Raw genomic sequence first — 14,272 nt, forward strand, 5'->3', positions numbered from 1 at the left:
GCTTTCCGGTCACAGAGCCGTGACCGAGGTCGCGGCTTATCTCCCGTTTATGCGCGTACGAACGTGTCCAGCGCGACGTCGAAGTACTCCTTCGCCTCCCGCACCTTCCCGACCGGTGCCGACACCCACACGTCGTACATCCGGCCGTTCTCCTCCCAGCACATGTCGTAGGTGTGCCGGGGTCCCTCCGCCGCGCTGAAGCCGTTCCAGCTGAACTCCCAGAGCGCGGCGGGGTGTCCGTAGTGCGTGGTGTCGGTGACCTTTCCGTCGTGGTAACCGGGGTTCGTGGCCGCCCCGTTGGCCGCCGCGGCCTTCATCACCGCGAGCGGGCCGCCCTGTTCGGGGTCGGACATCTTGATGCCGAGCCGGAAGGTCTCCCCCGGCGACATGTAGAAGATGCGCTCGCCCTGCGGCACGCGCACGAAGTCCTCCGGTACGGCGAGGGAGAAGCCGTCGGGGTCGTGGGCGATGCGGTAACCGGAGGGCGCGGTAGGGGTGTTGGGCGTCCCGGCGCTCGCCGAGGGGGAGGGCGACGGTGACGGCGTACCGGCGCTCGTGGAGGTCAACGGCGCCGAACTCACCGGCGAGGCAACCCCGTTGCCCCCGTCCCCGCCGTCCCCCCGCATCAACAGCGCCGCCGCCGACACCCCGGCCCCCGCCATCGCCGCGACCAGCAACGCGGCCATGAGCACCCCGCGCGTGGAACGCCGAGGGGGCTGCCCGGCCGTGGAGGAAGGGGTCGGCGGGGACGGTGACGGTGCGGGCGGGGGTGCCAAGTCCCGTCGCGGAACGTCCCGTTGAGTCGGCGTGTACCCGGGCGTCGGCTTCGCCACGTGGCCGGATGTCGCCTTCGGATGGCGCCCCGTCGACGCCTTCGGCGTCCGCCCGGTGTCCAGGAAGGCCCGCAGCATCCGTTCCGCCTCGGCCGCCTTCAGCCGCCGTTCCGGATCGCGTTCGAGCAGTCCTCGTACGACGGGCAGCAGCGGCCTGGCCTGCTCCGGCGGGCGGATCTCGTCTATGACGACCGCGTGCAGGATGCCGCCCAACGAGTCTCGGTGGAAAGGCGATTCACCGCTCAGCACCGTGCACAGCAACGCGCCGAGGGACCACAGGTCGGACGCGGGACCGGTCCGCACGCCCGACATCCGCTCGGGCGCGGTGTACTCGGGCGAGCCGACGAACGCGCCGCTCTCGGTGAGCGTCGTGGCACCCGCGACCTGCGCGATACCGAAGTCGGTCAGCACGACCCGCTCGGAGTCGGTCTCGTCGGTGGACGTCTGCAGCAGGACGTTGGCCGGTTTGATGTCCCGGTGCAGGACGCCCGCCGCGTGCGCCGTACGCAGCGCGCCCAGGAGCGCGATGCCGATGCGTGCGGCCGCGGCGGCGTCGACGGGACCGCGGGCGGAGATCCGCTCGGCGAGCGAGCCGCCGTCGATCAACTCCATGACGATGTACGGCCGTTCGTCCTGCTCGACGACGTCGTGCACGACGATGATGTGCGGGTGCCGCAGCTGCGCGACCGCCCGCGCCTCGCGCAGGGTGCGGTCGCGCTGCTGGCGGGCCTCCTCCTCGGAGAGGGAGTCGTCCTGCGCGATCTCCTTCACCGCGACCTGGCGGCCCAGGAGTTGGTCGGTGGCGCGCCAGACGACGCCCATGCCACCGCGCCCGAGCCGCTTCTCCAGTCGGTAACGCCCGGCGATCACCCGGACGTTGTCCCCCTCGGTCCCCATGCGCACCATCATGACGCAACCGGAAGCGGTCAGCCCGAGTCGGGGCTCCAGCTCTGCATGACCGTCTTGAACTGCGCGCTGGTCGTCGCCCAGTCCGCGGCCGGCGCGGACATGTAGATCGCGTACTCGACGCCGTCACGGGACATGTACGTCTCCTCGACGGCGCGCCGGGGTCCCGGGAAGGGGGTGTCCTTCGCCAGCGCGGTCCAGGTGTAGTCCCACAGGGACCCCGGACGGTCGCGGTAGGTGTTCGCCTCCAGGGTCACCCGGTTGTAGTCGACCAGCTTCTGGAGCTGCACTTCCAGGTCCAGCTGGTGGGCGTTCGCGGTGGGGAAGTCCGGCGAGGTGTCGATGGCTATGCGGACGAAGTGCTTGCCGTTGTCGGGCGTGTAGTCGACCTGCTTGATGCCGTCGGCGTCGCCGTAGACCTTCCGCGTCCAGCCCTTGGGGAGGGAGACGTCGAAGCCCCAAGGGTCGTGGTGGACCTCCCAGTTGGCGGGAAGGGAGCCCTGTGCCGGGGACTGCGTGGCGCCGGTCGCCGTGGGGCTCTGTGAGACGGAGGCGGACGGGCTGCCGCCCTGCTCGTCGTCCTGGTGCCACTTCTGCAGCCCCAGCGCCGCACCGCCGCCGACGAGCGCGGCGACGACGACCACCAGGGCGACCGAACGGAGCCGGCGCCGCTTCGACGGAGCCGGCGCGGGCGCGAGTGTCGTACTGGCGACGAGCGGCGTGTGGTGGGTCGGCCCGGTCGCCGACGGGTACGGCGCCGCGCCCCCGGTCGCCGACGCGTACGGATTCGCGCCCGAACCCGAGTTGAAGTCCTCCGCCAACCCGCCCTGCCGCGAGCCCACTTGCTGCGTCGGCAGCCACTCCTCCGCCGCGCGCGGGCGCCGCCCCTCGGCCGCCTCCGCGAGCATCTGCTCGGCCTGGTCCGCGTCGGGCCGTAGCGCGGGGTCCTTGTTCAGCAGCGCGGCGATGACGGGCGCGAGCGCACCGGCGTACCGCGGTTCGCCGGCGTCCTCCTCGACGACGGCCTGCATGGTCGACAGCGGCGAGGTGCGGCGGAACGGCGAGCGGCCCTCAACTGCCGTGAAGAGCGTGGCGCCCAGCGCCCACAGGTCGGAGGACGGTCCGGGGTCGGCGCCGCGGACGCGCTCGGGGGCGAGGTAGTCGACGGAGCCCACGACCTCTCCCGTGCGCGTGATGGTCGAGTCGCCCTCGATCTGCGCGATGCCGAAGTCGGTGAGCAGCACCCGCCCGTCCTGCCCGAGCAGCACGTTGCCGGGCTTGACGTCACGGTGCAGGACACCGGCGGCGTGCGCGGCGCGCAGGGCGCGCAGCACCCATACGCCGATGCGCGCGGCCTCGGCCGGTTCGATCCGGCCCTTCTCCTTGACCTCGTCGGCAAGGGAGTTGCCCTCGACGAGCTCCATGACGATCCACGGGCGGCCGTCGTGTTCGAGTACGTCGTGCACGGTGACGACGGCGGAGTGGTTGATCCGCGCGGCGGCGCGTGCCTCGGCGCGGGTGCGCGCGAGCAGCCTCGGCTGGTCGCTCTCGGACACATAGAGCGCGGCCGTCAACTCCTTGATGGCGACGGTCCGGTGCAACACCTCGTCGTGCGCGCGCCACACCCGGCCCATACCGCCGCTGCCGATCGACTCGGCGAGCCGATAGCGCCCCGCGAGGAGCAGGCCCTGCATCTGATTCACGTTTCCCCGCAATGCTCTTGACAGGCTCAGCGTAAGGACAGGGCCTCGTCCAGGGAACCAGCGGGGTACCACGGAGACCGCACTGTGACGGTTGTCGCTTCTGCGCCCGAACGGGAACCACCGGGCCTCGGCGCGCCGCCTCCGCAGGTCACCCGGTGTACTGGTAGGTCGACGACGCCTGCTCGTACAGCGTTGTCACTTCGTCGCGTTGAGCCTCCGGGCCGCGTACCTGCACGATGTGGTAGCGCCCGTTGATGAGGAACGCCATGTTGCGTACGAAGAGGTCGCCGCCCTGGCTGTCCGTCCAGGTGAACTGCCCCTCGGCCATGGTCTTTCCGCCCACCGTGATGGTCCGCAGCCCGGTCGCGGTGGCCCAGCTGGAGTTGCGGTACGGCTGCAACTCGGCCTCCTTGTCCCGCTGGTAGACCATCGGATCGCTGCCGTCCGCCGTGGCACTGTCCCGTCCCGCTACGACGATCAGCTCGAAGTCGCCGTGGGAGTAGACGACTTGACCGCTCCCGTTCTTGGGCGTCCGGGTCCAGCCCTTCGCCACCGCGAGCTGGAACCCTTCGGGGTCCTTGCGCAGCACGAACCCGTCGGCGACGTTCGGGTCCGTCTGCGTCTCGGTCGAACTGGCTGAGTTGGAGGGGCTCTTGTGGGCGCTGGGCGAGGTCTGATCGGGCTGCGGCTGGCTGCTGGCCCCGGCCGACGACTGGGTGGGCGCGGTACTGACCTCCCCGGCGGCCCCGGTCCGATCCCCTTGCCCCGCCCCGGAGTTCTCCCCGGACTTGGGCATGAAGAGCATCGCGTACGCGACCGCACCGGCGAGCAGCAGGAAGATGAGGATCACCAGGGTCCGGCCGAGCCGCCGCGGCGACCCGCCGACCTCTTCCTTGGCCCGCTTGTGCCGCCCGTGCGGACTGGTCGCGGGCAGCCCGGCCCGCCGCCTGCGCACCAACTCGCCCCGCCTGCGCACGATCGGCAGCCGCCGCGGGTCGGTCGGCGGGGTGGCGACGACATGCGTACCGGCCTCGGGCTCGGGCGCCGAACGCACCAACGACCGCAGCCAGCCCCGGAGTTCCTCGAAGTCGAGCCGCTCGGTGGGGTCCTGCCGCAACAGGGACTCCACGACCGGCCTGAGCGGCCCGCACTCCTCCGCGAAGGCGGGCGGCTCCGCACACACCAGCTGCACCAGCTCGGCGGTCGCCTCTTCGGGATACGGCGCATGCCCCTGCACGGCCCGGAAGAGCAGCGCGCCCAGCGCCCACAGGTCGGTGGCGGGCCCGATCGGCGCGGCCAACTGCCAGTTCTCATGCACCGGTACGGCCTGCTCGGGCGCCCACCGCTCGGTCACGGGCCCCACGACCGTCATCCGCACCTGACGCGCACGCTCGGCGGCCAGCGCGGTGGCGGGACCCCGGCGAGCGGGAGCCCCGGCGGAGGCCAATTCGTCCCAACGGGCAGGAGGGCGTGGGGAGTTGCCGGGGGTGGCGACGGCTCCGGGTTGGACGGGACCGTCGAGGCGGGGGTTACCGGCGGCGGGGGTGAGGGCGCCGTAGGTGGAGGGGTCGGTACCGCGGCGGGCTGAGGGGTCTGCGCTGTGACCGTAGGACGCGGTGTCCGCGCCGTGGGGGCGGGTGCCGGTGCCGGGGGCGGGGGCGGGTGCGCCCGGGCCGTACGCCGAGGGTGCTGCTCCGTAGGGACGGGCATCTCCGCCATAGGCCGAGGGATCCGCGCCGTAGGCAGAAGGGTCCGCGCCGTAGGGACGGGCCTCTCCGTCGTGCGGCGGGGTGTTCGCGCCGGGGACGGGGAACGTGCCTGTTGCGTCTGAGGGCGGTGTACCTGCGGCGGTGCCCTCCTGGGGAAGGGACGGCCGGTCGCCCTGTGTGGATGGGGCCGGGGCGCCGGGGCGCGGGGCGGCGCCGTGCCAGGCGGTGTTGCGGACGCCGTAGGGGTCGGCTATCTGGCCCGGGGGTGTGGTGCCGGGCGGGTGCTGCTCCACGCCGTTGCCACCGGAGTACGGCAGTTGGGCCGAACCGTTGGCCTGGGCGGTGCCGCGCTCGCCCTCGACCGGGGGCCGGGCACCGGGGAGTGCCGGGCGCCCCGGCTGCTGGGTCTCCTGGACCCGGGCGGCGGCTCGCGCGCCTGCCCGGTACGCGGCGATCGCCCCGGCCCGCGCGGCCCGGACGTCACCGCCGACCTCCGCGTCACGGCGGGCCAGCGCGGCGGAGGACGCGCTCGCGCCACCGCTCTCCACGCCGACTCCGGGCAGCCCTCCGGCGGCCCGCGCCTCGATCGCGGCCCGCCGGGCGGCCTCGGGGTCCACCGCACCGGGGCCTACGGCAGCGGCAGTTGCACCCGCGCCGGTTCCGCCAGCCGCGCCGCCGAAGCCGATCGCGCCGCCGCCACGGGAGCTACCGGGGACCGCAGGGAGCGTGGAACTGCCGGGAGTCCTGGGACCGGGCGGCGCCGTCGAGCCCGCGGGAGGGAGGGAGCCGCCCGGGGCCGTAGAACCCGCACGCGGTACAGCGCCGCCGCCCTGAGCCCTGAAACTCGCGGGTACCGCTGCCCCGCCGCCGTGCTGTCCTTGCTGCCCGCGTTCGTCCTCGCCATCCTGGGGCGGCACCGGGTCGTAGCCGCACAGTGCCTCCTCGGCCGCGCCGACCGCGAGGCCGGTCAGCATGACGCGGCCGTCGTCGCAGACGAGCACCGTGCGGGCGGTGATGTTCCGGTGGACCCAGCCGTGCGCGTGCAGGACCCGCAGCGCCATCAGCACGTCGGAGGCGACCTCGGCCGCCCGGTACGGCGACAACGGCTTCTCGACGAGCAGTGCGGACAGCGGCTGGGCGGACACCAGTTCGCTCACTATCCACAGCGAACCGCCCTCGGCGAACACGTCGAAGACCTGGTCCAGCCGGGGATGGTCGGGGATCCGCGCCGCGGCCTGCGCGGCCTCGACCGCGCGCCGTACCGCCGGATCGGAGGGCCGCCGCGTCGCGGTCCGCGCCGCGGCCGGCCGCCGCGCCCCGCGGTCGCGCGCCGTGAACCCGTCGGGCAGCCCGTCCTCGCCGAGCACCTCCGCCTCGACGACCTCCGGCAACGGCACCTGGCGTACCAGGACTTCCTGCCCGCTGTAGGTGTCGAAGGCCTGGGACTCGGTGAGTTCGTACTCGTCGGAGGGTGGCAGCGGCAGGCGGTAGCGGTCGGCGAGCACCCGACCCGCATAGTCGTCCACGTTGCCTCCCCCGGCCGCCCGGTTGGTCAATTCCGTTCGCCTAGCGGCCCGTTCCGTCCACATACCTGGATGCGTACGGTCCGCAACCACTCACGATACGTGCCGGAGGCAACCCACAAAGAGGGGTTGACGGATCTGGCGCGCCAAACCCGGACCCACCCGCCTCACGACTTCGGTTCGAACGTCTTCGTCAGGGTGGCCCAGGTGTCCTTACGAAGCTCACTACCCCAATTGGCCGCCTTCGCGGTGTACATGAGGGCATATCCGAGATGGCTGTTGACGACGAACCCGCGGTCGATGGTGCGGTACTGCGTCCCACCGTCCTGATAGGTGAACTCCCAGTCGGCCGTGTTCCAGCTCCGGTAGTCCACCTTCTCTATTCGGATCCGGTTGTACCCGGAGCGCGTCATGTACTGCTCCTGGTTCTTCCAGTCCGCCACCGGATTGTTCTTCGGCGTACTGGTCCAGGCGATCAGCAGCTTCTGCCCGTCGGGGCCGGTCAGCCGGACTCCGGCGGAGTCAGTCGACTGGTACGACCACCCGGCGGGCAGGCCTATCGAGAAGCCCTGGCTCCCCTTGTACGTCTTCACGACCGCGGCGCCGCCCGAGGAGCCGTCCGTCTCGTCACCGCTCCCGCCGGACGCGTTCGTACCCGAACTCGCCGTGCTCCCCGAGCCCGATGCCGTCGCCGTGGGATCGGTCTGCGCACCGCCCGTGCTGCCGGTGGTGCCACTGTCCTTCTTGTCGGTGCTCGCACTCGCGCTCGCACTGACACTGCTGTCCGCCTTGGCGCCGCTGTTGTGCTTCGACCCCTTCGAGCCGCTGTCGTCATCGCCACCGAGCGTGAACGCCAGCACGACACCGATCAGCGCGAGCACGATGACGACCGCGATGATCACCAGCGTCCGCTTCGGCACCACATCGGTCAGCGGCGCCCTCGGCACCGGCCGCGGCGGCAGATCCGGCGGCGTCATGACCGGCCATCCGGAACTCCGGCCGCCCGCACCCGAGTTGGCCGACCGAGTACTCGACTCGTGCGTAGCGGCACCCAGGTCCCGGGCACCGGAGTCCCGAGTACGGGAGTCCTGAGTACCGGAGTCCCGAGTACCGGAGTCCCGAGTACTGGAGTCCCGAGTACTGGAGTCCCGAGTACCGGAGTCCCGAGTACCGGAGTCCCGAGTACCGGAGTCCCGCAGTCCCGGCTCCCGCAGCCCGGACGACTGCACACCGAGATCAGGCGTACCCGGGTCACGTGTACCCGAGTCCGCCGCACCGCCCTTCGCCGCCGATCCGGCCGCGGCACCGGAACCAGCCGCAGCGCCAGTGCCGGCGCCGGCCGCAGTTCCCGAACCGGTCGACGTCCCGGAACGGGTCCCCGGACCAGAAGCACCTCCCGACCGGGCCGAAGGCACCCCGGGCGTCCGAGGCCCGGCAGCGGCAGACCCTGAACTCCCGTCGGCAGCCGTGCTCTTCGCCCCACCGGAGCCCGCGGCGCCGGCAGCACCGGAGCCGCTCTTGCCCGAAGTGCCGGCAACGCCGGCCGAACCAGCCCCGGCAGCAGCCGCACCGGCACCCGCACCCGAGCCACCCGGCTTACCGGCAACGGGAGTTAAAGCCCCACCAGAACCCGAACCCGCAGCCGGACTCGTACCGGAACCCGGACCCGTGCCGAAACCCGGACCCGTGCCGGAACCCGCAGCCGTGGCAGAACCCGCAGCCGCCGAAGACGTGGCCGCCCCGGCCCCCGCCGAACCCCCCGCGGCCTTCCGCATGGACCGGAACGCCCCACGCAACCGCTCGGCCCCCGCCGAGGGACCCGAACTCCCGCTCCCGCCACCGCTCTTCTTGCCGCCGGACTCCGCGGGCCCCGGCTGCGCGGGCAACGGCACGACCCGGGTCGCGTCCACCGGCGGCTCGGGCTCGGCCGCCTTCGGCTCGGGCGCGTGGATCACCGCGTTGAGCATCGCCCGGGCACCCGCGTCGTCGAGACGCTGGGCCGGGTCCTTGTTCAGCAGGCCGTAGATGACGTCCTTCAACGGCCCGGCGTTCTTCGGCTCCTCCAACGGCTCGGTCATCACCGCGGTGAGCGTGGCGATCGCCGAACCCTTGTCGTACGGCGGTGCGCCCTCGACCGCCGCGTACAGCAACCCGCCGAGCGACCACAGGTCGGCCGCCGGACCCGGCTTGTGCCCGCGGGCCCGCTCCGGGGAGATGTAGGAGGGCGCGCCGACGAGCATGCCGGTGGAGGTGATCGACGGGTCGCCCTCGACCTGCGCGATGCCGAAGTCGGTGAGCACGACCCGGCCGTCCTCGGCGATCAGCACGTTCGACGGCTTCACGTCGCGGTGCAGGATGCCCTCGCGGTGCGCGGACCGCAGGACGTCGAGTATCGCGAGCCCGACCTCCGCGGCACGCCGCGGCTCCAGCAGACCGTCCTCCCGGATGGCCTCGGCGAGCGACTTGCCCTCGACCAACTCCATGACGATCCACGGCCGGTCGTCCTCGTCGACGACGTCGTAGACCGTCACCGCGCTGGTGTTGCGGATCCGCGCGATGGCCTTGGCCTCGCGCAACGTCCGTGTGATCAGCCGGCGTTTCTCGTCCTCGTCGATGCTGGACGGGAACCGCAGCTCCTTGACGGCGACCGTCCGGCCCAGGGTCTCGTCCTCGGCACGCCACACCGTGCCCATGCCTCCGCGGCCGAGCACTGCTCCCAACCGGTACCGCCCGGCGAGGAGACGTTCGCTCTTGTCCTGACGGGATGTCCCCGCCCGCTCCGCCTCCGACATGCGTCCCCTCATGCAACCCGCCCTGACAGAGCCTCCATTGTCCCCCACCGAACAAGTGCCCAACGCCCAGGGGGGCTCTCCCCGCGCACCGACGGCACATCCCCTCGCATATCCGCCGCAGGTCACACAGCCAACCCGGGCAGGATGACCGATGAGAACGGAGGATCACGATGCCCACACCTCGGACACTGCTCGCCCTTCCGGTGTCCCTGACCCTCCTCTGCCTGTCCGCGGCAGCCTCCCAGGCCCACCCGGCACCGGACACGAACGCCCTGGTCAGACTGCTGGTCGCCCGAGGCGGAGCACCCGCCGCGGCCCTACTGGCCCACGACAGCACGGGCGTTGGCACCGCACCGACCGGGACGGACCACCCGCGGACCGGGACGGACGACGCCCAGGCCGAGTCGGACTACGCACTCGGTACGACGGAGTACACACAGGCCGGAACAGGCATCGGCCGCGCCGACCACTTCCGCGTCGGCAGCATCACGAAGACCTTCATCGCGACCGTGATCCTCCAACTGGCCGCCGAACACCGGCTGTCCCTGTCCGACACGGTGGAGCAGCACCTGCCCGGTCTGGTACACGGAGCGGGCAACGACGGGCGCGCGCTGACCCTCCGCTCCCTGCTCACCCACACCAGCGGTCTGTACGACTTCACCGCGGTCACCGGGGGCACCGTCCCCGTCACCCCAACTCAGGCCGTCCGTATGGCCATCACCCACCCTCCGGCCGATCGCGGCCGCTTCTCCTACTCGAACACCAACTACGTGCTGCTCGGCCTGGTGATCCGACAGGTCACCGGCAACTCGTACGCCACCGAGGCCGAGCGCCGCATCATCGCTCCGCTGCGTCTGACGGGCACCTCCTTCCCGGGCTCCCGCACCACTCTTCCCTCACCGCACGGCCGGGCCTACGCCGCCGACGGCTCCGACGTCACCGATCTCGACCCGCGGGTGGCCGGGGCCGCGGGCGAGCTGGTGACCACGCTCGCCGACCTGGACCGCTTCTACTCGGCCCTGCTCGGCGGGCAGTTGCTGCCCCCGCACTGGCTGCGCGAGATGCTCGACACCCGTACCGCACACGGCTCGTACGGCATGGGGCTGTTCCCGGTGAAGCTGCCGTGCGGCACCACGGTGTGGGGGCACAACGGCCGGATCTCGGGCAGCTACGTGCGCACCGCAGCCACCGTCGACGGCCGTCATGTCCTCACCTTCCGGGTGAACACGGGCGAGATCGCAGACCCTGGCCTCGAACCGGCCCTGCTCGCCGCCGAGTTCTGCCCCCGCACCTCGTAGAACGGCCGGGTTCCGGACAAAGATCCCAACTCATGACACTCGTTCGAGTGAAGCGGGCGGTGAGTGCAGCGGACGGTGTTGCAGCGGGCTGCGGGCGAAGCCGGCCCCTGGCGGGACCGACCGCACCTGGCGGCGCCACGGCGGCGCCACATCCCGCGACGGGACTACAGCGGCGCGATGTCCGGCGCCCCCAACCGCGCCGCGTCCGCCGTCAGGTCGTCCGGCTGGCGTTGCGACTCCCGCTCGGCCTCGACCCGCTTCTCGTAGTGCTCGACCTCGCGCTCGATCTGGTCCTTGTCCCAGCCGAGCACCGGTGCCATCAGCTCGGCTGCCTCACGGGCGCTGCGCGTGCCCCGGTCGAAGGTCTCGATGGAGATGCGGGTGCGGCGGGTGAGGACGTCGTCCAGATGCCGTGCGCCCTCGTGCGAGGCGGCGTAGACGACCTCGGCGCGCAGATAGTCGTCGGCGGCCTGGAGGGGTTCGCCGAGGGTGGGGTCCTTCTCGATGAGGTCGAGGACCTCCTCCGCCATCGAACCGAAACGGTTCAGCAGGTGCTCGACCCGCACCACATGGATGCCGGTCTTCGACGCGATCCGCGCCCGCGCGTTCCACAGCGCCCGGTACCCCTCCGCGCCGAGCAGCGGCACGTCCTCGGTGACGCACTCGGCGACGCGCATGTCGAGCCCGTGCACCGCCTCGTCCACGGCGTCCTTGGCCATCACGCGGTACGTCGTGTACTTGCCGCCCGCCACGACGACGAGCCCCGGCACCGGATGCGCGACGGTGTGCTCGCGGGACAGCTTGCTGGTGGCGTCGGACTCGCCGGCCAGCAGGGGCCGCAGTCCCGCGTAGACGCCCTGGACGTCGTCTCTGGTCAGCGGCACCGCGAGCACCGAGTTCACATGCTCGAGGAGGTAGTCGATGTCCGCGCTGGACGCGGCCGGGTGGGCCTTGTCGAGGTCCCAGTCGGTGTCGGTGGTGCCGACGATCCAGTGCCGGCCCCACGGGATGACGAACAACACGGACTTCTCGGTGCGCAGGATGAGCCCGCTGGAGGAGTTGATGCGGTCCTTGGGGACGACCAGGTGAATGCCCTTGGAGGCCCGGACGTGGAACTGGCCGCGCTCGCCGACCATCGCCTGGGTGTCGTCGGTCCACACGCCCGTGGCGTTCACGATCTGCTTGGCACGGATCTCGTACTCGCCGCCCGCCTCGACGTCCTGCACCCGGGCGCCGACCACGCGCTCGCCCTCGCGCAGGAAACCGGTCACCCGCGCGCGGTTGGCGACTTTCGCGCCGTAGGAGGAAGCCGTGCGCACCAGGGTGGCCACGTAGCGGGCGTCGTCCATCTGCGCGTCGTAGTACTGCAGGGCGCCGACCAGGGCGTCCTTCTTCAGCGCGGGCGCCACGCGCAGGGCGTGACGGCGGCTCAGGTGGCGGTGGGTGGGCAGACCCCGGCCGTGGGCGCGGGCCATGGACATCGCGTCGTAGAGCGCGACGCCCGAGCCGGCGTAGAGGCGCTCCCAGCCCTTGTGCTGGAGGGGGTACAGGAACGGCACCGGCTTCACCAGGTGCGGGGCGAGCCGCTCCAGCAGCAGTCCGCGTTCCTTGAGTGCCTCGCGGACGAGGGCGAAGTCGAGCATCTCCAGATAGCGCAGACCTCCGTGGATGAGCTTGCTCGACCTGCTCGATGTGCCGGACGCCCAGTCGCGCGCCTCGACCAGTCCCGTGGACAGGCCGCGCGTCACGGCGTCCAGGGCGGTGCCCGCGCCGACCACACCCGCACCCACGACGAGCACATCCAGTTCCCGCTCGGCCATTCCCGCCAGTGCCTCGGCTCGCTGCGCCGGACCCAGTGTCGCTGTCCTCACCGCTGCCTCCCGCTATCGGTAGCGCCGGCCGCACCCGTTCGGCGAAGCCCGGTTCGTATCCCTCCTGCCCAAATTCTGACCGGGTTGCCCGACTTCAGCCACCACTCACCCCCAGCCTGTGGACAACAATCACAGGACTGCCGAAAAACACAGCCGTCCAATCCCGCATAACGGTCATATTTACTCCTAGTCTGACATTGCGCTCGCTCGTTCTGTCCACAGGGCTTGCGCACCTGTCCCGCTTCGGTTATCTGTCCCGCTTCGGTTATTGGGAAGGACGGCCCACGCCATGCCCGCAGATCTCGCCGTCATCGGACTCGGTCCTCTCGGCCTGCCCCTGGCCCAGGCCGCTGTCGCCGCCGGTATCGCCACGGCCGGCTTCAAGACCGGTCCTGAGGCCGGCTCCCTCAGCCCCGCCGAACTGCGCCGGATGCTCTCGGGGGGCTTCCGGCCGGCCACCAACCCCGCCGAGCTCGGCCGCGTACGCACCGCCGTGATCTGCGCGCCGACCCCCCGGGACGCCGACGGCGGCCTCGACCTCAGCCAGGTGGAGACGGCCGCCCGCGCCCTCGCGGCCCACCTGCGGCCGCACACCACGGTGATCCTGGAGTCACCGGTGCACCCCGGCACCACCGAGAACTTCCTGCGCCCCCTCCTCGAAGAGGGATCAGGTCTCCGCGCGGGACGCGATTTCCACCTCGCCTACTCCCCCAGCCGCATCGACCCCGGCAACCGCGACTTCACCCCGGCCAACACCCCCAAGGTGATCGGCGGCCTCACCCCGGCCTGCACCGAGTCGGCCGCCGCCTTCTACGGCCGCCTCACGGACAAGGTGGTACGCGCGCGTGGCCTGCGCGAAGCGGAGACCGTGCAGCTACTGGAGACCAATTTCCGGCACGTCAACATCGCCCTCGTCAACGAAATGGCCGTCCTGTGCCACGACTTGGGCGTCGACCTCTGGGACGTCATCCGCTGCGCGGAGACCAAGCCGTTCGGCTACCAGGCCTTCCGCCCCGGCCCCGGCGTCGGCGGCCACGCGGTCCCCCAGGACCTGACCGGCCACGGCCCCCGCCCCCTGCGCATGGTCGAACTCGCCCAGCAGGTCAACAACCAGATGCCCCGCTACGTCATCCAGCGCGCCGCCACGCTCCTCAACGAACACGGCAAGTCCGCGCGCGGGGCACGGGTGTTGCTGCTCGGCGTCACCTACAAGGCCGACCTCGCCGACCAACAGGGCACCCCCGCCCAGGAGATCGCGATCCGCCTCATGGAACTCGGCGCCTCCGTCAGCTACCACGACCCGCACATCCCGTCCTGGAGCGTCCTGGACCGCCCGGTCCCCCGCGCGGACTCCCTCTACGAGGCGGCGGCCGACGCCGACCTGACGATCCTGCTCCAGCAGCACCGGACGTACGACCTCCAAGGCCTGTCCGTGAAGGCCCAGTTGCTGCTGGACACGCGCGGGGCGACACCGACGGGCGCGGCACACCGGCTCTGAGCACGAAGGCACACCGCATCTGAGCACGAAAACGACTGGTCACAGGGTTACGTCGACCTGCTAATCTCCCCACACTCGTCGCACAGTTGTCGCATATCCGCGCGCACGCGACTCCGTTTCGCTTTTCCTGTCTTCGCAT

The 14,272-nt window shown here is 71.7% G+C and carries 7 protein-coding genes; 2 read left to right on the forward strand and 5 right to left on the reverse strand.

Annotation, left to right across the window (positions count from 1 at the left end; all coding sequences use genetic code 11):
- Positions 1-47 precede the first annotated feature (47 nt).
- The 4 genes from OG504_RS22255 to OG504_RS22270 all read right to left on the reverse strand — a co-directional run bounded on the left by OG504_RS22255 (position 48) and on the right by OG504_RS22270 (position 9,466).
- A complete protein-coding gene (locus OG504_RS22255; RefSeq protein ID WP_405991414.1) occupies positions 48-1,730 on the reverse strand; it encodes a serine/threonine-protein kinase in 1,683 nt (560 codons plus the stop codon).
- A gap of 29 nt (positions 1,731-1,759) precedes the next feature.
- Positions 1,760-3,433: a serine/threonine-protein kinase gene (locus OG504_RS22260; RefSeq protein WP_405996403.1), complete on the reverse strand. Its 1,674-nt coding sequence runs from the start codon at positions 3,431-3,433 to the stop codon at positions 1,760-1,762.
- Between the two features lie 157 nt (positions 3,434-3,590).
- Positions 3,591-6,677: a protein kinase gene (locus OG504_RS22265; protein WP_405991415.1), complete on the reverse strand. Its 3,087-nt coding sequence runs from the start codon at positions 6,675-6,677 to the stop codon at positions 3,591-3,593.
- 164 nt (positions 6,678-6,841) lie between these two features.
- Positions 6,842-9,466, reverse strand: a complete 2,625-nt coding sequence (locus OG504_RS22270) for a serine/threonine-protein kinase (RefSeq protein WP_405996404.1) — start codon at positions 9,464-9,466, stop codon at positions 6,842-6,844.
- A 170-nt stretch (positions 9,467-9,636) separates the two neighbouring features.
- On the opposite strand from OG504_RS22270, the gene OG504_RS22275 reads away from it, so the two are divergent.
- Positions 9,637-10,764 (forward strand): serine hydrolase domain-containing protein, encoded by a 1,128-nt coding sequence (locus OG504_RS22275; RefSeq protein WP_405991416.1) that lies wholly within the window; start codon positions 9,637-9,639, stop codon positions 10,762-10,764.
- 164 nt (positions 10,765-10,928) lie between these two features.
- Here OG504_RS22275 and OG504_RS22280 read toward each other — a convergent pair whose 3' ends face one another.
- Complete coding sequence (locus tag OG504_RS22280) at positions 10,929-12,635, reverse strand: glycerol-3-phosphate dehydrogenase/oxidase (protein ID WP_405991417.1); 1,707 nt, start codon at positions 12,633-12,635, stop codon at positions 10,929-10,931.
- 289 nt (positions 12,636-12,924) lie between these two features.
- On the opposite strand from OG504_RS22280, the gene OG504_RS22285 reads away from it, so the two are divergent.
- The gene (locus OG504_RS22285) at positions 12,925-14,133 is read left to right on the forward strand and encodes a nucleotide sugar dehydrogenase (RefSeq protein ID WP_033280068.1); all 1,209 of its coding nucleotides are present in this window, start codon (positions 12,925-12,927) and stop codon (positions 14,131-14,133) included.
- Positions 14,134-14,272 lie beyond the last annotated feature (139 nt).

This window comes from Streptomyces sp. NBC_00986 (assembly GCF_045162565.1).
Taxonomy (GTDB): Bacteria; Actinomycetota; Actinomycetes; order Streptomycetales; family Streptomycetaceae; genus Streptomyces.

Excerpts from the sequence above, each read along its gene's own strand:
- OG504_RS22255 (WP_405991414.1), bottom strand. The coding sequence starts at position 1,730 with ATGGGGACCGAGGGGGACAACGTCCGGGTGATCGCCGGGCGTTACCGA.
- OG504_RS22260 (WP_405996403.1), bottom strand. The coding sequence starts at position 3,433 with ATGCAGGGCCTGCTCCTCGCGGGGCGCTATCGGCTCGCCGAGTCGATC.
- OG504_RS22270 (WP_405996404.1), bottom strand. The coding sequence starts at position 9,466 with ATGTCGGAGGCGGAGCGGGCGGGGACATCCCGTCAGGACAAGAGCGAA.
- OG504_RS22275 (WP_405991416.1), top strand. The coding sequence starts at position 9,637 with ATGCCCACACCTCGGACACTGCTCGCCCTTCCGGTGTCCCTGACCCTC.
- OG504_RS22285 (WP_033280068.1), top strand. The coding sequence starts at position 12,925 with ATGCCCGCAGATCTCGCCGTCATCGGACTCGGTCCTCTCGGCCTGCCC.